We start from the raw sequence: 24,889 nt of genomic DNA on the forward strand, positions 1-24,889 counted from the left end.
AAGTGAATAGTGCGAAATATAGAAAAGGAGTTGGCAAAATGTTTTTACGTAACAAAAAACTTTATTTGATGTTTGCTTTGTTAACATTGGTTTTTGCGCTTGCAGCATGTGGGACAAAGGATGATAAAGAGGATGGAGCAGCTGAGCCAGAAAGCGAAAAAAATGATATAGCAGATGTGAAGGAAAATCCAATCGTGACAATCACAATGGACAATGATGAGAAAATCGTTATCGAATTAGAGCCTGCTGTAGCGCCAAATACTGTAGCGAATTTTATTTCTTTAGTAGAGCAGGGCTTTTATGATGGACTTATTTTTCACCGAGTAATTCCAGGCTTTATGATTCAAGGCGGTGACCCAGAAGGTACAGGTGTAGGTGGCCCAGATTATGGCATTAAAGGAGAGTTTGCTGCAAACGGCTTTGACAATAACTTAAAGCATGAGCGTGGAGTGATTTCAATGGCTCGTGCACAAGATCCAGATTCTGCAGGCTCGCAATTTTTCATTATGGTAGAGGATGCGCCACATCTTGATGAGCAGTATGCAGCGTTTGGTAAAGTAATTGAAGGTATTGAAGTGGCAGATGCCATTGTTGCAGTTGAGCGAGATGCAGCAGACAAGCCATTGGAAGATCAAAAAATCAAGAAAGTGGAAGTGGATACAAAAGGTGTCGATTATCCAGAGCCAGAAGTAATTAAATAATTAAACGGAGCTGTAGAAAAGGTAGACTTTTTTCTACAGCTTTTTAAATGATAATGGCATTAATTAATGCCATGCTAGTATTTGATATATAAGGATTCCCTCTCTAATTGACAATGATAATCAATATCTATAGAATGGGAGGCGTAAGCCTAAAGAGGGAGTTGTTGAGATGATAGCAGTCATTTATTATGCCTATGGTGCACCAAAATCAATTGATGATGTACAAGCATATTTTAGCCATATTCTAAAGGGGAAGCCAGTACCTGCACAAATGCTTAGTGGTATTGAGGAAGCATTTAAACAGTCAGGATTCCCAGACTTCATTCGTTCTTCCACTGAACGGATTGCCAAAGCGTTACAAACAACATTAAACAGTAGATCAAATGAAGAAATTCGCGTATATAACGTATATAAGCATACAGCTCCATTTGTAGAGGATGTATATAACGAGGCTGTGCAAGCAGGCGCAAAGACAATTGTGACACTTTCGGTTAATCCAATTTTATCTGTGGGCGGTGGTGGAGCTGTACATGCAGAGGTAGCAGAGCTTGCAAGTGGGAGCGATATTCGTCATATAGCGATTGATAACTGGCATTTAGATGAAGGTATTATTAGTGTCTACGCAGAACGTGTTCGCCGCGCTTTTGAATGGCTACCTGCAGAGGCGCAAAAATCTGCTTATATACTGTTTACAGCGCATAGTCAGCCAATTGTACCAGAGCGTAGTGAATTTTATGCAAAGCAATTTGAGGAGCTTGCTGCTGCGATTGCTAAAAAAGCAAATATCGAGAGATTCCAGCCAGTTTATCGTTCAGGTAAATCGGAAGGTTGGCTAGCACCAAATGTAAAGGATGCGATGAGAAGCTTACAAGCTGAAGGTGCGCAAGGCTTTGTTACATGTGAGCTATTAAGTGTTAGCGCCGATGTGGAATCATTTAGTGAAATTAATGAGCAATGCCAGAAGCTAGCGGCAGAGCTAAATGTAAGCTTTGCAACTTCCGAGTTTTTAGGCGATAGCTTTGATACAATCATCGCTTTAACGGCATTGGTTGAAAAACATATTTAAGAAATTTAAGCTTAAAGTCTGAGAGATTTCTCAGGCTTTATTTTTATTTGAGAATAAATTGAATTTCCAACGATGTTATAAGTAAAGGCCTTCATACTTTAAGAAAGGATGATTGTATGAAAATTACAAGTGACAACTTTATTAAGCATTTGAAGAAAAAAAGAGAAGAAGCGCTACAGTATGTAATTGGTGAATATATCGGCATTGTGAAAGCAATTATTTACAATACATTAAAATCTTATAATGATCCCCAGATCATTGAAGAATGTATTAGTGACACATTTTTAGGAGCCTATGAAAATGCAAGGCAATTTGAAGGCAATCAAGAGGATTTTAGAAAGTGGCTTTGTACAATCGCCAAATTTCAAGCAATTAATAAGCAACGAAAGCTAGCTAAATCAGCGTTATTTTATGAAATTAATGAAAACAGTGACACGGTAAAATCAGCAGAAGAGGAGTATCTTCTAAAGGCATCGACAGAGGAATTATTAAACATGATGAGCCAGCTAGAGCAATTGGACCGCGATATTTTTACGATGAAATACTTTTTAAATATGAAAAACGAGGAAATTGCTAAGCATTGTGGTTTGACAAAGGCTGCTATAGATAATCGCTTATATCGAGGGAAAAAGCGTCTACAACAAATTCATTTAGGAGGAAGTGTGACATGAAAAAGCTATATAAGCAATTTAATCATGTAAAGATTGATATGGAATTGGAGCCAATGGAAGTTAGCACACATGAAAAAGAGCGGATTGAAAAAAGGATATTTAAGGTTAAAAAGAAGAAATATTTCACAAAATATATGGCAGCTGCTGCTATATTTTTACTAGCTACAGGCATTACAGTTGGTTACACATTCCCAGCCTTCGCTACTAATATTCCGATTATAGGAAATGTATTTTCTTTATTTGTTGATAATGAAAAATATGTGTTTGATAACTATGGACAGTATTCTACAACTATGGGCATAAGTCAGGAAAGTAACGGCGTTGAAGTAACGATTACGAATGCGGTTTATGATACAGAAAACATTACGATTGCCTACACAATTAAAAGTGACAAAAGCTTGGGAGAGAGACCAGTCATAGAAGAATCAATAGTAGTTGATGAATTTAAGGAAAGATATAAGCACAGTGGTTATGACCGTAATTATATTGTGCAAAAATTAAGTGATACAGAATATGCCGTAGTCTATGTGTATCAGTTAATTGAAGGCACAAAGCCAGAAGAAGTGCATGTGAAATTTCAAGGTGATGAAATTATAGATTTAAATAATGTGAATAATGTAGTAGCGGGAAATTGGTCTTTCGAATTTACATTACAGGCATTAAAGAGTGAATCACAAATATTTCAGAAGGATAGCTTAACAACAGAGGCTGAAGGTGTCAAAGTAGCTGTACTGAAATCCACTAAAACACCGATTGCTACAACATTTTATATGTCAGAGCTAGTCGATGAGGCACTTCTAGCGCAGGAATATGATAAAGTACGTCTTGTATTTGTGGAGTATCGAGTGATGGATGATGTAGGAAATCATTATAACTTTATTCATCATAGAGGGACGGCACATAGCACTGACTTTGGTGAATCCCATATAAATTATCCACGTATTACATTGCCAGCCTTTGATGAAAGAGCAACATCGATTACGATAACGCCGATCATTAGTGTGAATAAAGTAAAAAATGATGCAATAGAGGGTGAAGTAGTGCCAGTAAAAGAGCCATTTGAAATTGCGCCTATTCAAATTCCTGTGAGGTGATATATTCAACAAGTCGATTTTTTCCATGTCGGCTTGTTTTTTATTGTAAAAAATATTGAGTCAAATTCACATATTCGTCGTCTAAGTAGTAAAGAGGGAGGTGGCAGGTTGTTTCAGTTAGAAAAGCATTATGAAATACATAGCGAGCAAATTTATCAGTTTTTATATTTTATAACATTCGATGTACAGCTAGCGGAAGATTTAATGCAGGAGACGTTTATGCGAGCATATGAGGCGAGGCATTCTTATCATGGAGATGCCAATGTTTTAACATGGCTACGCACGATTGCACGCAATATTGCCTACGACTATTTGAAACGTGGGAAAAGACTGCGCTTTTTCACGCTGACAAAGGTGAAGGAAGAAATGGCAATTGAGCTTTCAGCGGAGCAGCTTGTGCATATCGAAGAAGAGAAAAGAGAATTGTATCGAGCGATTGCTGGCTTGAAACTAAATTATCGAATGGCGATTGTATTACGGAAAATCGAAGGCTTATCGATTAAAGAGGCTGCGGAGGCTTTAGGCTGGAATGAAGCGAAGGTTAAAAATAATACAGAGCGAGGCATGCTTGCGCTAAAAAAGGCGATGGGAGGACGTTATGATGGATAAAGAGCTACAGCAATTACAGGCTCCAGTGCGGACGGATGAAGGTCGGCAAAAATCTTTGCGAATCATTCAATCAGGCATTAAGCAGCGCGAGAAATACCGAAAAAAGCAATACTATAGCGTGTTAGCTGCTGCCATTGTGCTCATCAGTATTTTAGCAGCTTCATTTTTCGATGGAGCACCAAATAAATTGGCAACAAATATAGGCACAATTGAAAAAGGTTACGTCGTGCAACATCATAGTACAAATTTATCTCATATGATGAAATGGTATTATTTCCAAAAGAAAAAAATCAGTCAAAAAAATTTAGCAATAATAGAGCCATATATTCAAAGCTTACCTACCTCTACAGAAAAGACTGAAAGCTTGTCGATTTGGCCAGAGAAGCAGCTTTTGTTGAAAATGTCTAATGGGCAAATAAAACAAGTGGCGATATTTCCATATGCAGAGCAACAATTGATGCTTATTGATGCGAAAACAAAGCAGACAATTGTGCTCTCAGTAGAGGAATCGCAAAGTATCACGGGGAAAATTTTAGCGAACAAATCATTAAGTATCTATCTTAAGTTAATTATTGTTATGTTTTTGCTTGTATTATGGCTCAGCCTCATGAAATATTTTAAGCGTCCAACGGGTAGCCCGATGAAAGAAAGAGGTACGCTATTTTATGGAGGCTTAGGGGTTGCTGCATATTTCTTATGGTCAGTGATTAGTGGCTTTAGTTACTATATCTTTGATACGCTTAATGGTTTATTCATTGCTATTGTAGGGGCATTATTGCTACTAGGTAAAATTTGTGTTGATTATTATAATGGCAAAGCGAGCTACCCTGTTGTCATTGTGATTCCATTTTTCTTCGTTATGCTGCTAGTGACATTTATATATTGTATGTAGCTCTAAAGTTCCGATTCGCTCATAACAGGGTGCCTGTACTTTCAGGCACCCTCTTTAATTATTTTAATTCCACATGAATCTCTTCTACGCCATTTAAATATTGCTCAAAGCTCGAAATCACAATAGTAGCGGGGCTTAAGGGCTCACCTTCAAAGGATTGCATAAATTGTTGTGGGCCTAACCAGCTGGAAGAGGAGTAGTAAATATCGCCTTTTGCATCAACTAAATAATAGGAAATTTCTTCATAATCCTCTTGAGCTGTTGCAAAGCTATATTCAATTGCATAGTGATCTCTAATTGTGACCTCCATAGGCAGGGAGCTTGGTGGGCTGACAATTTGCTTTTTATCAAAATCGGCGATAATTGTTGTATCTTTTCTATCGATTGCCTCAATTTTAGTAAATTTTATTATTAAGCTTTTCGGTATGCGGAAATAATTGCTTTCGAGCATAATGCTAAATTGCTCCTCTATGTTACCATGCATTGTGAAACCATTGTGGATTTTCCCCCACTCTTCTCCATTCTCATCATAGAGACGAATATCTTCAAATGATAGGATTTTCTTCGTGTTTGACGGGTCAACTGACATTTTTAGCCGTGATTGAATGGGTGAAATAATAAGCTCATGTATTGTGAAATGTTGTCCATCTACTGTGACTTGCTGATTAATAGGATAGTGCTTTGATTTTTTAATTTCATTTTTTAAGGTAAAGGGTATTTTAAATGTTGAGTCATCTACAACGAACATTAGCTCAAAATCTTTTGAGGAATAGTCCAAACCGCCATATGTAGAGATTTGTATACTATTTTCAACCTCGTACGTATGCTTAGACTGCATCCACCAATCAGCAATGATACTCCCCTGTATTCTCTCATTATCATGTGTTACCTCTGATTGAACTCCTTGCACATCAAATAAATCAGTAGCTGATTGCAATTTATAGGAAATCAGCATGCCATATTCATCTGCAACAACATTTGTAATGGTTAATGTTTTATCATGAACGGTTTGGCTAAGATTAATTTTCTCCAAATAGTCATGTAAAACAATATCCTTCATCCCCTTATCTAATACAATCATTTTGACAAGCGGCTGCATGCTAGGGATTTGTGCGACCGCATGAGCAAATGAAGGAAAGATGCGAATGGAGCCGATAAATAGCAGCATGAAACATGCGGTGATAAGCATTACTTGGCCAAAGCGCTTTTTGCGTTGTTTTTGCTTTTTATAGCGCCTGAAAGCTTGAAGCTGTGCATCTTGCTGCAATGTATCAATGGGCACTTTCTGTAACAAGTTCTCATACTTTTGCTGATTAAATTCTGTCATGATGTTCCCTCCTCATCTAATAGCTGACGAAGTCTTTTCAATGTTTTATGTAAGCGTGATTTCACTGTACCTTCAGGAATATTTTGTACAGCCGCAATATCGCTATTTTTTAAGTCTTGAAAGTATTTCAAATGGATAAGCTCCTGTTGTTCGATAGGTAGCTTAGTAATTGCCTCATTCAATTCAAAAAGCTGTGACATTTGCTGCGGTTGATCCATCGGTATATCGGTTAATAGAACGCGCTTTTGCTGGCGTTGCATCATAAGGCAGGTGTTAATGACAACTCGCACCAGCCATGTCTTGAAATGCTGAGGCTCCCGCACTTTATGAATATTTTTTAAGCATTGAAAGGTCATTTCCTGTAGTGCATCGTTGGCATCATGCGCATTGCGCATATAGCTGTAAGCAATGCGGTACATAGGCTCCTTATATAGCTGAAGAAGCTGTAACTGTGAGGGGATATCGCCACGAATCGCTCGTCTGGCAAGCTCAATTTCGTCCATTTTTAAGCCTCCTTTACTGATTAGATGCACAAGCGGTGTCGTTCGTTCATTCATTTCTCAGAAAGTTTTTTCATTTTTTAACTAAATTTTAACCTTCATAGCTTACAGTGTAAAAAAACAGATTTTTAGAGGAGGATATGGAAATGAAGAAGGCGATTATTGGTAGTGCGTTAGCGGTAGGTTTACTATTTAGTGGGGCTGGGCAATCTTCTGCGAATGTAACCCAGCCAATTGATTTGCGGAATATGGATCTCGAGACAGCTTTAATGGCTGTTCAACAGCAACGAGTGCAGCTATTGGACAATCAACTAAAAGCCCAACTAGAAGCTGCACAGCAAGGCAATGCACAGCAAATAGATATGTTACGTCTACAAAGTATGGCAAATAAGCGCAATGAAGCTTTTGATGTTATGACGAATTTTATTAAGAAAATGCAGGATAGCCGTTCATCGATCATTGGAAATATACGCTAGAGGGTACTCGATAAATTGGAGGGAAAATAATGAACAAAAATAAGCTATTTATCGTAGCGACAGCAGGCTTAGTAGCAGCAAGCACAGTTGCAGGCATTACCACACAGGCTGCACCAGCGTCATTTTCAGATGTAAAGGAGAAGAGCAGTCATTACCCAGCGATTATGGATTTAGCGCAGCGCGGTATAATTCAAGGCTATCCGGATGGTACGTTTAAGCCAAATGAAGTAGTGACATATGCACAGGTAGCAAAAATTGTTGCGGGTGTTGTTGGTATAGAGGGAACAAGTGAGGAGCTTTTACAGCTGATAGGTATTACAGAAAGCCCCAATCAGCCTGTAACACGTTATAGTATGGCAACCATTATTGCACAAGCATTGCAATTACCTACTGCTGAGAAGGCAGTTCCATTTACAGATGTAGCATCACAGTATCAAGCAGCCGTAGCAGCCTTATTTACAAACGGTATTACAGCAGGAACGTCGGCTACTACCTTTAGTGGAGAGCGGTATGTAACGCGCGGTCAGCTTGCTACATTTATTGTTAGAGCAGAGCGCGTAATGCAGGCAGCACCTACGATTATAGGGGCTACTTTGATGGTAAAAGATATTCAAAATAATCAGCTCATCACAGATGAGCAGCAATGGTCAATTGATACAAAGGCAAAGGCAATTTTAAATGCAAAAAATGCTCCAGCTTTAGCAGGTGCGCAGCTTGATGTCATTATTGAGGATGGCAAAATTATAGAGGTGCTAGCCATTGACTTAAATACACCTGGGCAGTCTGAGGCGTATGCTGTATTAGATGGTGGTGGTACATCTGTAGGGAATATTGTTGTCAACGCGGATTTTATTGAATTAAAAAATATGAAAATCGTTGCAGACCTTCGTGTTGTGGGGAAAACATCGAATGTTGCCTTAGATAAGGTCAATGTTGTGGGACAGATATTTTTACAGGAAGCTGAAGTACCTAAAACAGCCTCACTCACAAAAGTGGCAACTAATTTTTATACGGATGGTGTAAGGCTCTATGTGCGTAATGGTCAAGTTTCTTCAATTACAACGCAAGGGCAAGCACAAATTAATTCAGATGTAGTTATCCCATATATTCAGGTACTTGGGCCAGCATTAGAGGTGAATGCACCAAATGTTGGACTTGTAGAGATGCATTCGTGGATGCATCCACAACAAATATTAAGCGGTATGTCAACAATTGATATTTTATCTGCTGCTTCTCCAGATGTTGTGAGCGGTATGTTAGATAATTTAAGAAAAATACAAAAGGAAAATGAGGAGTTTATTAAAAAGTTGGCGGGAACAAATGCCTTTGCGCCAACAGAGCAAGAATTACGTATCCAATTAGAAAGCGTAATAGCCGCTATTGTGCGAGAGGCGGAGCAAAAAAATCATTTAACACAAGAGCAAATCAAGGTTCTTCTTGAACAAAGTGCAGCAAAATCCCTTGATTTTTCCAAAAATCTATCAGAAGAGTTAAATAAAATATACGGTCCACAACTAGGTAGTATGCTACAAAGGCAGCTAGTGCAAGAGCACCAACAACAGCAGCGTTTACAGGAGCTAGAAAGACAAAAGAAAATACAAGAACAACAGCGATTGGTAGAGCAAATACAAGAACAGGCACGCCTATTGCAGCAATCAGCACAACAGCAAATCTCACAAATTAATTTACAAGGCTCATTGCAAATAAATAATGCCCTGCTACCATTTGCTGCAAATACAGGTTTAACACTTGATGAAGGTGTAAATATAAGGAATGTGACAACAAACTTGACAGCAGAGCAACAGCGCCAACGTTTAATTGCTCGCCAAGGGCAAATTAAAGCGATAAATGGACAACAAAGCCCATCCAGCTCTCCTTCAACAAATAGCAGCAGTGGTAGCACAGGAAGTGGAGATAGCACTACACCTCCGCCACCAAAGCTTGAAACAGCTAACCTTGAAACAATGATTCAAAAAGCGCAAGAACGCCGGACAGCTATTGACGCAGCGGCTGCGACTGAACCAATAGCTGCAAACGGCGATGCGATTCCATATACACAAAAATGGATGCCGCAAAGTGTAGTGGCTGCACTGGATACAGCTATTGCAGACGCAGAAAAAATGCTAGCAAATGCAAAAGGCAACCAGCGCATAGCTTCTTTAGCAAATGTAAAATTACAATTGGCTGTAACACAACCAGAGATTACACAAATGGTCGAGAAATTAGAAAATCTAATGCGTATACAGGCAATTGAAGGCTTGAAGGAGAAGAAATGGATTTATGAGGCATTGCATGGTAAGGAGATTAGTGCGGAGCGTATTCCGCCAGCAGATATTCTGGATGGAATATTGCCGCCACCCGGAACTGACATTTTCCCTAACATAGGTGTCGATGTCAGTATCGTGATGCCAGAGGGCATTTCGGAAGAAGAATTTAGAGTGTTGATAACAGTGCTATCATTTCTAGATGAGCATTCAGAAATAGATCCACAAGAGTCCATACTTATTATAAAAGTCTTGCTCAACGAGATGAGTAAAACAGAAGATACTATTCGTATAACAGACACACAAATTCTCGTCCCATTATTCGAGGGATTGTCTTACACAGATCCTACGACACAGCAATCTGTAACGTTAGTGGAGGCGCTCAAGGCTGAAATGGCGATTAAGGTAGCGCAAATAGAAATTACAGGGATGACCTATACAACAACCGGTATGACGCTTACGTATACATCAAGTGATATAAATCCTTACCTGTTATTAGGTCAAACGGTAGACTTGGAATTTGGCAATGGGCAGGAACGCAAAAATGTTGAGATTATTAGTGTAAGCGATAGTGAAATTCATCTTGGTTTTGAAATGAACATGGATGACCGCGCATCTTTGGAATCTATCACATTGGCAGGTTATCAATTTAATGGGCTGCCAATGGACATTGCACCAGCACCAGAGGAAATGTTAATTCCTGTGACAGAAGCAATCTATACAGCAATGGCAGCTGGTTTTCCATATGAAATAACTCTCACACACGAGGGTAACATAGAGTCAGAGAGGTTACTGGATAAGGATTTGACTTTAGTTTTGGATGGTCAGAGCATACTAGGAACGATTTCTAATGCTACGGATACCAAGATTCTTATTAGTTTTGAATTACCAAGTGATTTACCAATGCCGCAATTGTTACAAACTATTACATTATCAGGTTATAAATTTGACATACCATCAGGAGGCCTACTTCTTGTCCGATAGCCATGGATACTTCCTGCTACACTATCATCAACCACATCTGTTGATTAACTAATTTTTACTATAAAAACTAATAAAAATAAGAGATTCCATGTAAATTAGTAGTCACTACAGCAACCTTTATATGGAATCTCACATGTTATAAGAATAGCATAATCCCTCTAACACCCAACTATAGAATTCTTTATCATTTGTTAAATAGAAAACCTCTCCTATATTGTATTTTCAGGCTATGTCAAAGTAATTCCTCATTCCATCTCGAGAAAAAATAAATGAATTTGACTAATTAAGCAGAAATGAAACAGAGAACCCATCTACTATTTATGCGACACTAGTAATCGTAAGCACACAATTTATAATTTGTTTATTTTTTCGATATAAGCAGTTTAGAAATGGGAGGTATGCTTAAAGTAAGTTAAAAAGAAATGGAGATGTATAGAATGAATCATAAATTTAAAAAGATGACAATAGCAGTAGCGAGTTCAATCGCATTATTAACAGCAGGTTATGGTGCAACAGATGTATATGCTGCAAAGGATTCAGCGGCTGTTCAGCAGAACGCTAAACAGAAGCAACGTGTAACATTTGGACAAATTGAAGCGAGAATTTTAGCAAGTACAAATTGGCAAGGAACGTGTGTCTATGATGCGAAAGGCAATGATTTAACGAAGGAAAATACAAACTTTATTGGTCTTGCGAAATATGACAACCGCACAGGGCACTATGAATTTTTCGATGCGAAAACAGGCGAAACACGCGGTGACCGAGGGACTTTCTTTATTACAAATGATGGTAAAAAGCGCATTCTCATTTCAGAGACAATGAATTACCAAGCTGTAGTTGATTTAACAGAGCTATCAAAGGATATTTTCACATATAAACGTATGGGGAAAGATAAAGAGGGCAAGGATGTTGAAGTTTTTGTAGAGCACAAGCCATATAAGGAAGACTTGGAGTTTACAACAGATGCGGCTATATCAACGGCAACTACAGGAATTATTGTACGTTCAATAGATGGGGATGCCATATTAGGTTCGACATTGTGGAACGGGACAAAAGTTTTTGATGAGCAAGGTAATGATGTGACAGAATATAATAAAAATTTCCTAAGCATCGCGAAATTTGACCAGGAAACAAGTAAGTATGAGTTCTTCAATATAGAAACGGGTGAAAGCCGTGGCGACTATGGTTATTTTGATATACTAAATAGAAATAAAATTCGAGCACATGTGTCAATTGGTACAAATAAATATGGAGCAACATTAGAATTAACAGAAGTAAATACGAATCGCTTCACCTATAAGCGCATAGGGAAAAACATGAATGGTCAAGATGTTGTTATTTTTGTAGAACATGAACCATACACAGGTGACTATAAACCAAATTTTAGCTTCTAATAAAAATTTCTTAACGCTGTAGAGAGAGTTAGGCATTAGCCTACTTTCTCTACAGCTATATGTGTTTTATATAAAGGATTTAGCTAGCTTTTAAAGAAAAGTATGAATAAAGAGTTTTTTATTGACTCCGAAAGCCTATTTCACAAGGAGAAACCATATGACAATTAAACGTCGATTTTTAATTTCATACATAGGGGGCATTTTAATTGCAAGTGTATCGTTGTTAGCAATCATTAGTATTTTATTTTATGTCACAACGGGTGCTGTTCCCACACCTAATACGCTATATCAAGAAATGACAAAGCAACGTTCCTTAAGCGCAGATGAGGAGCTTGCCTATGTGGAATTGCGCAATGTTGCGAAAACAGACCCTGATAAAATTATTCATGTTGAGCAGGATTTAGCACATAATATTCAGCATTTTGAGTCGAAGTCATTAGGTGTTGTGATTCGTAAGAATGAGGATATTGTCTATTATTCTGAAGGGTTAGTAGAAAAATCGCTTATTGCTCATTTTCCCCAGTTTGATGCCAATAATATAGAAACGAAGGGAACAATCCAAAATGTTGGTCGGCTTTATCGCTATATTAAATTTGATTTTTATTTTAGCGACCAAACGAAAGGTAGTATTCTCATTTTAAAAAAGGAAAATAACTTATTGGAATTCATGACAAGATGGGGGATTGTCATTATTTTAGCTATCGTATGTATTTCAGTGGCAGGCGTTGTCTTTATGAACTATCTGCTCAAAAAATCTATTATTTTCCCGCTGGAAAACTTAGGGGAGGTAATGGAGGAATTGAAAGAGGGGGAGCTTGTTGCTAAGCCTATTGAAAGAGCTGAGCATACTGCTAAAGAGATACAGCAGCTAACGGAGAATTTTGAAAATATGCGTGATGCTTTAATTGAATCTATTAAAGAACAGCGTAATTTAGAAAATAACCGCAAGGAACTTATCGCAAGTATTTCACATGATTTAAAAACGCCCATTACATCCATTCTTGGTTATGTGGAAGGGTTACAAGAAGGTGTAGCAGATACCCAACAGAAGCAAGAAAAGTATTTGCAAACGATTCATACGAAATCACTTGCTTTAAATCATTTGATAGAAGAGCTATTTCTATATTCCAAACTTGATGCAGAGGCAATTTCCTTCCATTATGAGCGTATTAATCTTGTGCAGTTTTTGCAACATATTGTGGAGGAGCTACAATTAATGGACAGGCAACTATCGATTCGTATGCAGACAACCGAAGATTGTTTGTACGTTGCAATTGATCGAATGCAAATGAACAGAGCTATTATGAACTTAATTGAAAATAGTATGAAGTTTAAAAAAGACGATGAGCCATTAACCATTTTATTAGATGTATATAGGGATGGGTCCTCTATCATTTTACGTGTAGTTGATAATGGACAAGGTATTCCAAAGAAGCAGCTTCCATATGTTTTCGATCGCTTCTATCGTGGAGAAGAAGCACGTACGACAGACACAGGGGGTAGTGGCTTAGGTTTAGCCATTGTGCAGCAAATTATTGAGAAGCATGGTGGCAATGTACAGATTCAGAGTAAGCAAATGACAGGTACGATTGTTAGCATTACGTTAGAGGAGGTATAGGGATGAGGAGGTCGCGCGTATTATTAATTGAAGATGACCGCAGTATTGCAGAGCTACAAAAGGATTATTTAGAAATTAATCAAATTGAAGCAGAAATTGCACGAGATGGCTTGGAAGGTGTTCATCGTGCACTAAATGAACCTTTTGATTTAATTGTTATTGACATTATGTTGCCTTCATTAGATGGATTTGAGGTTTGTCGGCGAATTCGAGAGAAGAAAAATATTCCGCTAATGATTGTGTCTGCTAGAAAAGAGGATATTGATAAAATACGAGGCCTTGGATTAGGGGCAGATGATTATATGACAAAGCCGTTTAGCCCTAGTGAATTAGTAGCGAGGGTGCAGGCGCATATTAAACGTTATCATATGCTGACAGGTATGGATCAGAAGCAGGATGTACTTGAGATTAACGGTGTTGTCGTTGATAAGGCAGCTCGCAAAGCATTTATACTAGGAAAAGAAATGACTTTTCCAACGAAGGAGTTAGATTTGCTTATCTTTTTTATGGAGCATCCGAACCGTGTTTGGACAAAGGAGCAACTGTTCAGGCAAGTGTGGGAGATGGATGATTTAGAAGGAGATGTCTTTACAGTCGTTGTCCATGTAGGACGCATTCGAGAAAAATTAAAAAAAGGAAAGTTATCCGAGCTTCCAATTGAAACAATTTGGGGTAGCGGCTATCGCTTTAATACATGAATAGGCTTAGGCGTGTTAGAATCAATCTAACATGTCTTTTTGATAGCTAAGGAGCATTATATGGAACCGATTATTAATACAGGTAATAAAAAAGTGTATCCAATGATTTATAAGCCATCTCCCAATTCACCCGACAGCATCAATTGCTTTTTGCTAGAGGATGCATACAGTTTAACGCTAATTGATGCAGGTATAGGGCACCCTCATTACAAGCAATTTTTTAAGGAACAGCTCGCAGCATATGGCTTTCAAATAAATGATATTTCACAAATATTATTAACGCATCATCATAATGACCATACAGGCATGGTCAATGATATTTTGGCGTGTAAAAATATACCTGTTTATGCAAGTGATAAGGCTGTGCCAAGACTATCTTTTGAGAAAGATTTTTTATACCAGAAAATCGCCTTTTTTGAGCATTTGTACACAGCATACGGTGTGCGACATATGGAGGCAGCGGTAAAACGTATGGCAAAGCTACAATCTACATATGAGCAGTATGAGCATTTAAAAATACAAACGATTATACAGCCTTTGACGCAAGATAGCATACTTGGTGATTTTCATATTCATTATTTCCCAGGACATTCACCAGATTCCATCGCTTTTTATGATAAAGCAACAAAATGGCTATTTGCTGGGGATATTATTTTTTCTCAAGGCATACCAAATGCGTTAGTTGATTTTGATGAGCAAGGGGCAATGCTGCCAACTGTACAGCAGCAACAGAGTTCTTTCCATACATTGCAGAGCTTTGAGCTGTCGCATGTCTTCGCAGGGCATCAGCCGAGCTTTACGAATGCAAAAGAAGTGATTGAGCAAAGTTTACGACGGATGGAATTGAAGTGGCAACGGATTGAGCAGGTCTTGCAGCAAGGCATGCAAACAGGTTATCAATTAGCGCAAGCTGTATACGGAGCAAAGCTAGAACAAGCCTTTATTTTTGTTATGTCAGATATTATTGGTTACACGCATTATGGAGAGATGCAAAATAAAGTATCAATAAATAAAGAAAATGAAGCTTGGTTATTCAGCGAGAGGGAGAGATAAAAGATGAGAACAATAACAGATCATATCGGACGACAAGTGACATGCCCAACTGAACCTAAACGAATTATTTCCATTTGCCCTGCTATTACAGAAACATTATTTGCGTTAGAGGCAGAGGAGCAGCTTGTTGGGCGTACAAAATACTGCATTTTTCCAAAGGGACAGGTGGAGAAATTAACGGCTGTTGGTGGTACGAAGGAAGTTAATATTGATATTATCCAGCAGCTACAGCCAGATTTAATACTTGCTGAAAAAGAGGAAAACACAGAGGAAATCGTGAAGCAATTAGAGCAAATTGCGCCCGTTTTTGTGGCAGAGGTACAGTCCATTGCAGATGGCTATCGCCTAATTACTACGTTAGGAATGTTAACAAATCGAAAAGAAAAAGCAACGGAGCTTGCAGCAGCGAGTGAAGCAGGCTTTCATGCGTTAACAAAGCAGGAGCGTGGTCGAGCAGCCTATGTTATTTGGCGCAAGCCGTATATGGTCGTAGGAGCGACAACGTATATCAATGATGTACTAGGCTGGCTTGGCTTTGATAATCCGTTTGCACAAAGAGAAGGGCGTTATCCAAGCGTATCAAAGGAGCAATTTCAGGAGGCACAGCTCGATGTTTTATTTCTCGCATCAGAGCCGTTTCCATATAGCGAGAAATATATTGCTGAATTTCAGGCATTTTTACCAAATACAAAAATCATTTTAGTAGATGGTGAAATGTTTTGGTATGGTGCAAAAATGGTTGAAGCGACAGTCTATTTCACAGAGCTTGCGAAGCAGCTATAGATGCTAGTTAAGAAAATCAAATATCAAAACGAGGTAGATTATTGTGCATTCACAAATTACAACAATTGTTACGATTTTCATTACAGCAGGTGTGCTGAATCTGTATTTGAGCCTACATGTATTAATTAAGCGTCATCATTATACAAAAATTATTTACTTGTTCATGGTTTATACAGCATTGATTGCAGTTTATTGCTTTGCAGCAGGCTTTGGTTTACTAGCTACCTCTTTAGAGGAGGTTAAGATTTGGACCTTTTTCCAATACATTGGTATAGCGACAACGCCACCATTAGGCTTGCTTCTCATTGCACAATATTTAGGATTCCATATAACTAAAAAAACCTTTCTAGTAATGTTAGCAATTCCGATGATTACGCTAGTTATGGTGGCAACAAATGATTTGCATCACTTTCATTACAAAATATTTGAGTTTGATGCTGTTTTAGGTAAGCCGTATATTTATCAGGAAATAGGATTATGGTATTCCATTCATGGTGCTTTTACCTTTGGCAGTATGTTAGTTGCCTTTTTTCTGCTACTTTTTCATTGGAAAGAAACAGATAAAATATATCGTCCACAGCTAATAGCATTAATGGGCAGTCAGTTTATACCAATGACAATGGCATTAATTTACTCACTTGGTTTAACCCCTAGAGGATTTGACCCAGTGCCAGCCGTCTTAGTTATATCATCCGCTCTTTTTTTATGGGCAATTCGTTCCTCCAGCTTATTCCGCAATATGCCTGTTGCAAAAGATAGGATTTTTAACAGCATTAATGATGGTGTTATCGTGTTGGACAGCCAGCATCGGCTAATTGAGTTTAATCAAGCGTGTAGCCAAATGTTTCCTAAATTAAAAAGATCCATGTTGGGAATGCGTTATCAGGATGCTTGGGATTTATTAATGGAAACGCCGATGCCTTATACATTGACTGCAACGGCTACAAGCCAGGAGGTATGGCTAGCAGAAACGGGGCGCACTTATCAAGTTCGTTTATCCGCATTGCAGCAGTCAAATCACCAAGATGGTTTAGTCCTAATTTTTAACGATATTACAGAGTTGAAGGATTTACAGCTAAAGCTAGAGCGTTTAGCTTATTATGACGAGCTAACACAAATCTATAATCGTAGAGCCTTTTTTGATCAATGTATGCACTTATATATAGAGGCAAAGGAACAAAATAGCCACTTAACGGTGATGTTAATGGACATCGATTACTTTAAAAAGGTAAATGATACATACGGCCATGCGGTCGGTGACTTAGTGTTGACACATGTTGCGCAAGTTTGTAAATCTCAGCTAACAGACAAAGCCTTATTTGCACGTTATGGTGGAGAGGAATTTGTGTTAGCTTTACCTAATACTTCTATAGTAGAGGCGGAGACGCTAGCAAATCAAATATGCCAAGCTGTGGCAGGTACACCATTAGTCGCAGATGGCCTAGTAGTCGCTACGACAATTAGTGTAGGATTAGCGGAGATAACGATAGAGGAAGAGGGAACGTTGTATCAATTATTAAATGCGGCAGATAAAGCATTGTATAATGCGAAGCGCAATGGGCGAAATTGTGTCTACCGTGCCATATTGAAATGAACAGTTCCGTTATTTGCTTTATTAATGAGCAACTAGGCTCGAAAAGTAAGGATAACTCTCGTATTGCTAGTATATATTTTAATATTGTCGAAATTGTGATACACTGCTATAAGGTAATAATTGATACAGGGAAATAGTGCGTCTATTTTCCTGCAAATCTTAATATATAATGAGGAAGGTCGAAATGAGTAACAGACATACACAATCAGATGTTATCTTAATTGGTGCCGGAATAATGAGTGCTACTTTAGGAGCAATCCTAAAAGAATTAGCGCCAGATTGGAAAATTACAGTATTTGAGCAGCTTGAAAAAGCGGGTGAGGAAAGCTCTCATGAATTAAATAATGCAGGAACAGGACATGCTGCATTATGTGAGCTAAACTACACTTCTGAAAAATCGGATGGCTCAATTGACATTAGCAAAGCAATTAATGTAAACGAGCAATTCCAAGTATCAATGCAGTTCTGGTCATATTTAGTAGAAAATAAACTAATTGAAAATCCACAAGATTTCATTATGCCACTACCACATATGAGTATGGTACAAGGTGCAGATAACGTAAAGTTTTTGAAAAAGCGCTTTGAAACGATGATTCAAAACCCATTGTTTAAAGGTATGGAGTTTTCTGATGATCCAGAAACACTAAAACAGTGGATTCCGCTTATTATGAATGATCGCAAATCAGATGAGCCGATTGCCGCTACAAAAATTGATACTGGTACGGACGTAAACTTCGGTGCTTTAACGCGTATGCTTGTGAAAAACCTAGAAAACCAAGGTGTAGAAGTAAATTATAAGCATAGTGTTCACAGCATGAATCGTATGAAGGATGGTTCATGGGAAGTAAAAGTACACGATAAAGATGGATGCCGTATGGAGTACCATAAGGCAAAATTTGTTTTCCTTGGTGCTGGTGGTGGTAGCTTAGAGCTATTGCAAAAATCAGGTATTCCTGAAGGGAAGCATATTGGCGGATTCCCAATTAGCGGGCTATTTTTACAATGTAAAAACGAAGAAATTATTAATCAGCATCATGCGAAAGTATATGGTAAGGCAGCAGTTGGTGCGCCACCAATGTCTGTTCCTCACTTAGATACACGCTATATTGATGGTAAAAAGTCATTATTGTTTGGACCGTTCGCAGGCTTCTCGCCGAAGTTCTTAAAAACAGGTTCAAATATGGATTTATTCGCATCGATTAAGCCACATAATATTTTAACGCTACTAGCTTGTGGTGCGAAGGAAATGTCTTTAACAAAGTATTTAATTCAACAGCTACTATTGTCAAAAGAGCAACGTATGGAAGAGTTGCGTGATTTCATTCCAAATGCAAAATCAGAGGATTGGGAAGTAACAGTTGCCGGTCAACGTGTACAAGTTATTAAAGATACAGAGAGCGGTAAAGGAACACTACAATTCGGTACGGAAGTTGTCAGTGCAGGAGATGGCTCTATCGCTGCATTACTAGGTGCATCTCCAGGTGCTTCAACAGCAGTTCCTGTTATGTTAGAGGTAATTAAACGTTGTTTCCCACAAGAGTTGAAAAAATGGGAGCCAAAAATTACAGAAATGATTCCATCATATGGTCAAAAATTAATGGATAATCCAGCGCTTTTAGAGGAAATCCACGCTTCAACAGCAGAAACATTACAATTCAATAAATAATATAAAACGAGAGTTGTTTGAGAGGTAGGCTAGTATGCTACTTTTCAAGCAACTTTTGCTGTTTTTAGCTAAAAATTAGTTGAATTATAATTGTTGGCAAAATATATTTGAGTTATGGTAAATTATGCAAGGAATTTACTGTGTAATTGTAGTAGTATGAAGAAATAGGACTTTCATAGCGCAATAATTATTTTTGATATAGTTGTTTCGGCTGGGTTTTCTATCGAATAAAAATAATTTTAGAGGGTTTATTATTTTATATGAAGAATAAAAAAATAAAAATTATAATGGCCATCTCCATTATTCTCTTGCTCTTTTCTACAACAGCAAATGTTGCAACTTCCTATATGAAGGTCAAGAAAACAGTAGAAGAATCCATTATTAATCAAAGCCTTTCAATTGGTACATCCATCGCAGCATCTATTGATATGAAGGTATATAAAAGGTTTTTAAAAAATCCAGAAAAAAATAAAGACTACTGGGAAATAAGAAATTACTTAAGTGATGCGAAGGATAAAACAGGTGCCTTATATATTTATACAATTAAAATTGATAATCCAACTGTCGCAAGGGCGATGGTAGTAGGTCATCCAGTTGTAGCAGAACGAAAAGATGACTTTCCAATAGGAGAGATTTGTTTAATACCACAAAAATTCGTGAGAGAGGCCTACTATCATAGCCAATCCTTTGTGACGGATTTTGTAGAGGATTCCAAGTATGGTACATATCTAACTGTAGGTGTTCCGATTAAAGATGAAGGTGGGCACGTTATTGGCTATTTAGGTATTGATTTAAGTGCAAGCTTTTTAGATAAAATTAAGAAGGATGTTATAGAAAATAATATTTTGCTGTTTATTTTTAATGGTGCTCTGATTATTATTACAATCACGTCCTTTTTCCTGATTCAGCGTTGGTATCAAAAGGAGCTAGCAAAGGAAGTTGATGATACTGAGGATACCTATCAAACCGAGATTAAAGCATTGATTACATCTGTTTCTTCTTTAAGACATGATTTTACAAATCATATTCAAGTGCTACATGGTCTTTTACAGCTAGGAGAACCTGAGCAAGCTAAGCAATATGTTGAAGCGTTAAGTAAAGAGGTGCAGACGCTAGAATCGCTAAATTTAAATATTGACCATCCAGGGTTGGCAATTTTACTACAAACGAAGAAGCTAGCTGCCCAAAATAATCAAATTGATATGGATTTTACAGTTTCACAAAATACTTTCGAATATATAAAAACGACGGATTTAATTAAAATATTATCAAATCTTATTGACAATGCAATTGATGCAACGATCCATTTACCAGAAGAGCAACGAAAAATAGTTGTTACTTGTACAGCAGAATTTAAAAAGTATATTTTCCAAATCACCAATACAGGACCAGCTCTTTCGCCAGATGCTCCAGTTTTTGAGCAAGGCTATTCCACGAAGTGTGAAGAAAAGGGAGAAGTACATGGACAAGGGTTATTTATTGTCAAAAACATTGTTGAAAAATATGGCGGGCAAATTTCGCTATATTCTATAAATGAATTAGAAACAGTTGCATATGTAGAAATTCCATTAAAGCTATAGAAGGTGGAAGGCTGCTTGAAATACTTTTTCGAGCAGCCATTTTTATTATAATTCAGTAGAAAACGTGCCATTTATAAGGTGATATGATGAATACTGAGATTACCCTGAGTGTCCAAACACTCGCTGAATCCTAATAAAGCCTCCGACGCAATTACTATTATGAAAATTGCTTCAAATGGGCATAATACCTCATAAGAAATAGAGCTTGCTTACACTATTTCTTAATAAAAGGACAAGGAGGAGAACGATGCCACAGGTAGAAGTAAATTGTACAGTTGCCAATTGTGTTTTCCATGCGAAGGATGATTTATGCGGTGCAGAGCGAATTTTGGTTGATATGAATTATCGAGAAAATACGGAGGAGTTTGCGGGAGATTTTGATGCTTTCGCTAGCCGAGAAAAAGCGCGCAATTCCTTTGAAACATGCTGCAAAACCTTTAAGCCTAAAGAGATAAAGTAGTGTTTGCTTGCCAATCTTAATAGGAGCTGGAGCTGTTCGAAAAGGTCATACCTTTTCAGGCAGCTCCTTTATTGAAATATATAGAATTTGGAATTTTCATTCTGTCTAAATATATTTGAGGAAATCTGTGTATGGAACGACCTTTAAATGGTGTTGAGGAATTTCCTTGCAATATTTAGCAGGGAAAGCATCGAAAACAACAACAATATGTGTGCAGTTAGTGCCTACAATTGCTTCGATTTGTTCAGGTAATAAACTTGCACATGTTCTTTCCATTAAACTACCAAAACCGAACTGAGGTAAATGATACCAAAAATTCTCGAAATGCTTAATAAATTTGTGTGCAATTTCTTTATTACGAATTAGTTTTTGTGTGCATTCTTTTACGGCATGATCATTTAATATATATTTACCATTCATCATTAAGGAATTGACGCTGTGATTCCATAATAGATGTAACCCCTCTTCAAAATTTTCACAAAAATCTTCAGATGAAATATGGTCAAAATACCATGATTGATGATAAACCTTTCGTATAAACAAAAGAAAATTTAAATCAATTGGTGATATTACATTAACTGTCATGATTTGTGTAATACCTCCTTTGCATGTTATTATACACAGCGTAACAGGGGAGGAGAAATTAAATTTCTCTTCCCCTGTTCTATTTTTATTAATATACTTTATCCCCATTGAAAATAGAGTTTTTCACGACAACATAATCAACTGTGCGGATTGCATCAAGCTTTGAGCCACCTGCATAAGAAATAGAGGATTGTAAATCCTGCTCCATTTCGATTAATGTATCTTTTAAAGGACCTTTATGGTCAACGTACATTTTTTTACCTTCAACGTTTTTCTTTTCGCCTTTTTGGAATTCAGAGGCTGAACCGAAGTATTCCTTTACTACTTTGCCATCGACTTCGATTGTTTCACCTGGAGATTCCTCATGGCCTGCGAATAATGAGCCAATCATCACCATTGTTGCGCCGAAGCGTACGGATTTTGCGATATCACCATGTGTGCGAATACCGCCATCTGCGATAATTGGCTTTGATGCAGCCTTTGCACACCAGCGTAGAGCTGCTAATTGCCAGCCACCTGTACCGAAGCCTGTTTTAATTTTTGTAATACATACTTTACCTGGTCCGATACCAACCTTTGTTGCATCCGCACCAGCGTTTTCAAGCTCACGTACCGCCTCTGGTGTCCCGACATTACCAGCGATAACGAAGCTAGCTGGTAAATGCTTTTTCAAATGCTGAATCATGCGAATAACGGCATTGGAATGACCGTGTGCGATATCGATTGTTACGAATTCAGGCACTAGGTTTTCAGCTGCTAATTGCTCTACAAAAGCGTATTCCTCTTCCTTTACGCCAACGCTAATTGAAGCGATTAAGCCACGAGATTGCATATCTTTAATAAAGTTGATACGCGTTTCAGGGTTGAAGCGGTGCATAATATAGAAATAGCCCTCTTCTGCTAACATTAAAGCAATTTTTTCATCAATGATTGTTTGCATATTTGCTGGGACAACAGGTAATTTAAATTTATGTCCACCAAGCATAACAGACGTATCACATTGTGAACGGCTGTCTACGATACATTTATTTGGGATTAATTGAATATCTTCATAATCGAATACGTTATCCATCATAGTAAGCACCTCTAAAAACGAATATTTTTTTTATTGAGAGCGAAAATGTTCGCCATTTGGTAATTTACATGATTTCTCAACAAATGTCAAAGGAAACATTTTAAAAATAAAATAATGGCTGAAAAGAAAGTAGAGATATGCCCCTAATTCCTCTCAGCCATCTGCATTTTAGCGGTATGTGATGGCTGTGCCTGTAGCAACGACCATCATCATACCATCGCGAATTGTTTCAAAATCTAAATCGACACCGACAATGGCATTTGCCCCTAATTGCTGTGCACGTGAAATCATCTCATCAATAGCGATTTGTCTACCTTCTGATAATTTCTCCTCATACGCACCGCTACGTCCACCAATAATATCTGTAACAGAAGCAAAAATATCACGTACAACGTTTGCCCCCATAATCGCTTCACCTGTTACGATACCATGATATGTTTCAATTGTTTTACCTTCTAAGCTATTTGTTGTTGTGACTAACACTTAAAACGCCTCCATTTCATTTATTATTACATACGGTTTAATATCGAAAAGGTTTCGCCTTGCATTGTTGAAGCCTACGTTATTTGTTACTATATAAAGTATATTTTGGGATTTGGGGGATTGGAATATGACAACGAGTGTTCATCAAGAAACGGTTCAAGTGACGAAGGAAATCTTATGGAATTTTATTCAAGATAAAGAGCGCTGGGCGACATTAATTCCTGGCTATTTACATCATGAGCTTCCCTCTGCACAGCAAATGATTTGGGTGTTTCAAGGGGATTTTGGCATTATTCAAAAGGCTGTTAAATTACAATTAGATGAAACTGCAAGCGTAGCTGAAGAGAGATTAGCGTTTAATTTAGTTGGGCTATCTGATAACATTAATGGTAGCGGCTATTTTGAGATGAAACCAGCAAGTGATGGACAATATACATTGATAGGCAGCTTAACGATGACGGCAGGAGGCTTTTTAGCTGCGATGATTAACCCTGTGCTTGAAAATTTTGTACCGAAAACGGTAGAAGCGCTTGTGCAATCAATGGCACGAGAAGTAAGTCAATAAGCAATGAAGCAAGCTGTCTGGAGATATTTCATTCTAGGCAGCTATTGATTTGGAGGTAGTTATGAAAGAACAGGATTTTGAAAAATTATTGCGCATTGATACGGCGGGCTTTCAATACGGCTTTCCTAAACTTGCACAATACCATCGCTATGAGCCTACTCCGTACAAAGGGCTGGAACAGCTTTTTGAAGAATATACACTGCCTGAGTGTGCAGTATTTGTAGATATTGGCTGTGGGAAGGGACGCGTGCCAATTTATATGCATTATCGTTTCCACATTCCTGTTGTTGGCATTGAGATGGATGACAAGTTTTTTATCGAGGCACAGCATAATAAAGCAACATATTTAGAGAAAGCAAAGAAAAAACAAGTATCTATTACGTTTTTACATATGCTAGCAGAGCAATACGATGTAAAAAAAGAGGATAATGTTTTTTTCTTTTTCAACCCTTTTTCAATTGATGTTTTCCGTAAAGTTATAGCGAAAATATTATACTCTTTTGAATATAACCCAAGAAATATACATATTATTTTATACTATCCAGCAATTGATTATTTATTTTACCTTGAGCAGGAAACACCATTTACTTTACTGAAAGAAGTGCGCTTAAAAGGTGAGTCAAATGCGAATGAACGCATATGTGTATATACTCTGTTATTTTAATTTACTTCTATGATGGTAATTGCTATCATAGAAGCTATTTTTCTAACCGAAAAGGTATAGACAGAATAATAAAAATCAAGTAGAATA

At 37.6% G+C, this 24,889-nt stretch carries 24 protein-coding genes; 19 read left to right on the forward strand and 5 right to left on the reverse strand.

What is annotated here, in order from left to right; all coding sequences use genetic code 11:
- Positions 1–38: 38 nt before the first annotated feature.
- The 6 genes from R6U77_RS05435 (at position 39) to R6U77_RS05460 (ending at position 5,033) form a co-directional block, all read left to right on the forward strand.
- The gene (locus R6U77_RS05435) at positions 39–701 is read left to right on the forward strand and encodes a peptidylprolyl isomerase (protein ID WP_319837732.1); all 663 of its coding nucleotides are present in this window, start codon (positions 39–41) and stop codon (positions 699–701) included.
- A gap of 169 nt (positions 702–870) precedes the next feature.
- Positions 871–1,767, forward strand: a complete 897-nt coding sequence (locus R6U77_RS05440; RefSeq protein WP_319837733.1) for a ferrochelatase — start codon at positions 871–873, stop codon at positions 1,765–1,767.
- 116 nt (positions 1,768–1,883) lie between these two features.
- Positions 1,884–2,438 carry a sigma-70 family RNA polymerase sigma factor gene (locus tag R6U77_RS05445; RefSeq protein WP_319837734.1) on the forward strand — a complete coding sequence of 185 codons (555 nt, stop codon included), beginning with the start codon at positions 1,884–1,886 and terminating at the stop codon, positions 2,436–2,438.
- On the forward strand, positions 2,435–3,532 hold the full coding sequence (locus R6U77_RS05450) for a DUF4179 domain-containing protein (protein WP_319837735.1): 1,098 nt from the start codon (positions 2,435–2,437) through the stop codon (positions 3,530–3,532). The genes R6U77_RS05445 and R6U77_RS05450 overlap by 4 nt, the downstream gene beginning before the upstream one ends.
- A gap of 108 nt (positions 3,533–3,640) precedes the next feature.
- Positions 3,641–4,141: an RNA polymerase sigma factor gene (locus tag R6U77_RS05455; RefSeq protein ID WP_319837736.1), complete on the forward strand. Its 501-nt coding sequence runs from the start codon at positions 3,641–3,643 to the stop codon at positions 4,139–4,141.
- Positions 4,134–5,033: a hypothetical protein gene (locus R6U77_RS05460; RefSeq protein WP_319837737.1), complete on the forward strand. Its 900-nt coding sequence runs from the start codon at positions 4,134–4,136 to the stop codon at positions 5,031–5,033. The genes R6U77_RS05455 and R6U77_RS05460 overlap by 8 nt, the downstream gene beginning before the upstream one ends.
- Before the next feature lie 58 nt (positions 5,034–5,091).
- Here the strand turns inward: R6U77_RS05460 and R6U77_RS05465 are convergent, their stop codons facing one another.
- A complete protein-coding gene (locus R6U77_RS05465; protein WP_319837738.1) occupies positions 5,092–6,360 on the reverse strand; it encodes a DUF4179 domain-containing protein in 1,269 nt (422 codons plus the stop codon).
- The gene (locus R6U77_RS05470) at positions 6,357–6,863 is read right to left on the reverse strand and encodes a sigma-70 family RNA polymerase sigma factor (protein ID WP_319837739.1); all 507 of its coding nucleotides are present in this window, start codon (positions 6,861–6,863) and stop codon (positions 6,357–6,359) included. The genes R6U77_RS05465 and R6U77_RS05470 overlap by 4 nt, the downstream gene beginning before the upstream one ends.
- A gap of 143 nt (positions 6,864–7,006) precedes the next feature.
- On the opposite strand from R6U77_RS05470, the gene R6U77_RS05475 reads away from it, so the two are divergent.
- From R6U77_RS05475 to R6U77_RS05525, 11 genes are all read left to right on the forward strand, one after another.
- A complete protein-coding gene (locus tag R6U77_RS05475) occupies positions 7,007–7,336 on the forward strand; it encodes a hypothetical protein (protein ID WP_319837740.1) in 330 nt (109 codons plus the stop codon).
- 29 nt (positions 7,337–7,365) lie between these two features.
- Complete coding sequence (locus R6U77_RS05480; protein ID WP_319837741.1) at positions 7,366–10,584, forward strand: S-layer homology domain-containing protein; 3,219 nt, start codon at positions 7,366–7,368, stop codon at positions 10,582–10,584.
- A gap of 437 nt (positions 10,585–11,021) precedes the next feature.
- The gene (locus R6U77_RS05485; RefSeq protein WP_319837742.1) at positions 11,022–11,978 is read left to right on the forward strand and encodes a DUF4822 domain-containing protein; all 957 of its coding nucleotides are present in this window, start codon (positions 11,022–11,024) and stop codon (positions 11,976–11,978) included.
- 157 nt (positions 11,979–12,135) lie between these two features.
- Positions 12,136–13,596 (forward strand): sensor histidine kinase, encoded by a 1,461-nt coding sequence (locus R6U77_RS05490; RefSeq protein ID WP_319837743.1) that lies wholly within the window; start codon positions 12,136–12,138, stop codon positions 13,594–13,596.
- Between the two features lie 2 nt (positions 13,597–13,598).
- On the forward strand, positions 13,599–14,294 hold the full coding sequence (locus R6U77_RS05495) for a response regulator transcription factor (protein ID WP_319837744.1): 696 nt from the start codon (positions 13,599–13,601) through the stop codon (positions 14,292–14,294).
- A gap of 60 nt (positions 14,295–14,354) precedes the next feature.
- The gene (locus R6U77_RS05500) at positions 14,355–15,347 is read left to right on the forward strand and encodes an MBL fold metallo-hydrolase (protein ID WP_319837745.1); all 993 of its coding nucleotides are present in this window, start codon (positions 14,355–14,357) and stop codon (positions 15,345–15,347) included.
- A gap of 3 nt (positions 15,348–15,350) precedes the next feature.
- On the forward strand, positions 15,351–16,130 hold the full coding sequence (locus R6U77_RS05505) for an ABC transporter substrate-binding protein (RefSeq protein WP_319837746.1): 780 nt from the start codon (positions 15,351–15,353) through the stop codon (positions 16,128–16,130).
- Between the two features lie 43 nt (positions 16,131–16,173).
- Entirely contained in the window at positions 16,174–17,724 is a 1,551-nt protein-coding gene (locus R6U77_RS05510) for a histidine kinase N-terminal 7TM domain-containing diguanylate cyclase (protein ID WP_319837747.1), read from the forward strand.
- 184 nt (positions 17,725–17,908) lie between these two features.
- Entirely contained in the window at positions 17,909–19,390 is a 1,482-nt protein-coding gene (locus R6U77_RS05515; protein WP_293923987.1) for a malate:quinone oxidoreductase, read from the forward strand.
- Positions 19,391–19,650: 260 nt separating this feature from the next.
- Positions 19,651–20,970, forward strand: coding sequence for a Spo0B domain-containing protein (locus tag R6U77_RS05520; protein WP_319837748.1), 1,320 nt, complete (start codon positions 19,651–19,653; stop codon positions 20,968–20,970).
- Between the two features lie 247 nt (positions 20,971–21,217).
- A complete protein-coding gene (locus R6U77_RS05525; RefSeq protein WP_319837749.1) occupies positions 21,218–21,430 on the forward strand; it encodes a DUF1540 domain-containing protein in 213 nt (70 codons plus the stop codon).
- Positions 21,431–21,535: 105 nt separating this feature from the next.
- Here R6U77_RS05525 and R6U77_RS05530 read toward each other — a convergent pair whose 3' ends face one another.
- The 3 genes from R6U77_RS05530 to R6U77_RS05540 form a co-directional block, all read right to left on the reverse strand.
- Positions 21,536–22,015: a hypothetical protein gene (locus tag R6U77_RS05530; RefSeq protein ID WP_319837750.1), complete on the reverse strand. Its 480-nt coding sequence runs from the start codon at positions 22,013–22,015 to the stop codon at positions 21,536–21,538.
- Between the two features lie 88 nt (positions 22,016–22,103).
- Positions 22,104–23,087 (reverse strand): GMP reductase, encoded by a 984-nt coding sequence (guaC, locus tag R6U77_RS05535; RefSeq protein WP_293925891.1) that lies wholly within the window; start codon positions 23,085–23,087, stop codon positions 22,104–22,106.
- A gap of 171 nt (positions 23,088–23,258) precedes the next feature.
- Positions 23,259–23,573 carry a YbjQ family protein gene (locus R6U77_RS05540; RefSeq protein WP_293923996.1) on the reverse strand — a complete coding sequence of 105 codons (315 nt, stop codon included), beginning with the start codon at positions 23,571–23,573 and terminating at the stop codon, positions 23,259–23,261.
- Between the two features lie 127 nt (positions 23,574–23,700).
- Between R6U77_RS05540 and R6U77_RS05545 the strand changes: the two genes are divergently transcribed.
- Both R6U77_RS05545 and R6U77_RS05550 read left to right on the forward strand, forming a co-directional pair.
- A complete protein-coding gene (locus R6U77_RS05545; RefSeq protein ID WP_319837751.1) occupies positions 23,701–24,138 on the forward strand; it encodes an SRPBCC family protein in 438 nt (145 codons plus the stop codon).
- A gap of 61 nt (positions 24,139–24,199) precedes the next feature.
- Positions 24,200–24,802 (forward strand): class I SAM-dependent methyltransferase, encoded by a 603-nt coding sequence (locus R6U77_RS05550; protein WP_319837752.1) that lies wholly within the window; start codon positions 24,200–24,202, stop codon positions 24,800–24,802.
- Positions 24,803–24,889: the final 87 nt, after the last annotated feature.

Source organism: Lysinibacillus louembei (assembly GCF_033880585.1).
GTDB lineage: Bacteria > Bacillota > Bacilli > Bacillales_A > Planococcaceae > Metasolibacillus > Metasolibacillus louembei.

Bases quoted from the DNA above. Each gene is read 5' to 3' on its own strand.
- R6U77_RS05435 (WP_319837732.1), top strand. From the start codon at position 39: ATGTTTTTACGTAACAAAAAACTTTATTTGATGTTTGCTTTGTTAACA.
- R6U77_RS05440 (WP_319837733.1), top strand. From the start codon at position 871: ATGATAGCAGTCATTTATTATGCCTATGGTGCACCAAAATCAATTGAT.
- R6U77_RS05445 (WP_319837734.1), top strand. From the start codon at position 1,884: ATGAAAATTACAAGTGACAACTTTATTAAGCATTTGAAGAAAAAAAGA.
- R6U77_RS05450 (WP_319837735.1), top strand. From the start codon at position 2,435: ATGAAAAAGCTATATAAGCAATTTAATCATGTAAAGATTGATATGGAA.
- R6U77_RS05460 (WP_319837737.1), top strand. From the start codon at position 4,134: ATGGATAAAGAGCTACAGCAATTACAGGCTCCAGTGCGGACGGATGAA.
- R6U77_RS05465 (WP_319837738.1), bottom strand. From the start codon at position 6,360: ATGACAGAATTTAATCAGCAAAAGTATGAGAACTTGTTACAGAAAGTG.
- R6U77_RS05470 (WP_319837739.1), bottom strand. From the start codon at position 6,863: ATGGACGAAATTGAGCTTGCCAGACGAGCGATTCGTGGCGATATCCCC.
- R6U77_RS05475 (WP_319837740.1), top strand. From the start codon at position 7,007: ATGAAGAAGGCGATTATTGGTAGTGCGTTAGCGGTAGGTTTACTATTT.
- R6U77_RS05480 (WP_319837741.1), top strand. From the start codon at position 7,366: ATGAACAAAAATAAGCTATTTATCGTAGCGACAGCAGGCTTAGTAGCA.
- R6U77_RS05485 (WP_319837742.1), top strand. From the start codon at position 11,022: ATGAATCATAAATTTAAAAAGATGACAATAGCAGTAGCGAGTTCAATC.
- R6U77_RS05490 (WP_319837743.1), top strand. From the start codon at position 12,136: ATGACAATTAAACGTCGATTTTTAATTTCATACATAGGGGGCATTTTA.
- R6U77_RS05495 (WP_319837744.1), top strand. From the start codon at position 13,599: ATGAGGAGGTCGCGCGTATTATTAATTGAAGATGACCGCAGTATTGCA.
- R6U77_RS05500 (WP_319837745.1), top strand. From the start codon at position 14,355: ATGGAACCGATTATTAATACAGGTAATAAAAAAGTGTATCCAATGATT.
- R6U77_RS05505 (WP_319837746.1), top strand. From the start codon at position 15,351: ATGAGAACAATAACAGATCATATCGGACGACAAGTGACATGCCCAACT.
- R6U77_RS05515 (WP_293923987.1), top strand. From the start codon at position 17,909: ATGAGTAACAGACATACACAATCAGATGTTATCTTAATTGGTGCCGGA.
- R6U77_RS05520 (WP_319837748.1), top strand. From the start codon at position 19,651: ATGAAGAATAAAAAAATAAAAATTATAATGGCCATCTCCATTATTCTC.
- R6U77_RS05525 (WP_319837749.1), top strand. From the start codon at position 21,218: ATGCCACAGGTAGAAGTAAATTGTACAGTTGCCAATTGTGTTTTCCAT.
- R6U77_RS05530 (WP_319837750.1), bottom strand. From the start codon at position 22,015: ATGACAGTTAATGTAATATCACCAATTGATTTAAATTTTCTTTTGTTT.
- guaC (WP_293925891.1), bottom strand. From the start codon at position 23,087: ATGGATAACGTATTCGATTATGAAGATATTCAATTAATCCCAAATAAA.
- R6U77_RS05545 (WP_319837751.1), top strand. From the start codon at position 23,701: ATGACAACGAGTGTTCATCAAGAAACGGTTCAAGTGACGAAGGAAATC.
- R6U77_RS05550 (WP_319837752.1), top strand. From the start codon at position 24,200: ATGAAAGAACAGGATTTTGAAAAATTATTGCGCATTGATACGGCGGGC.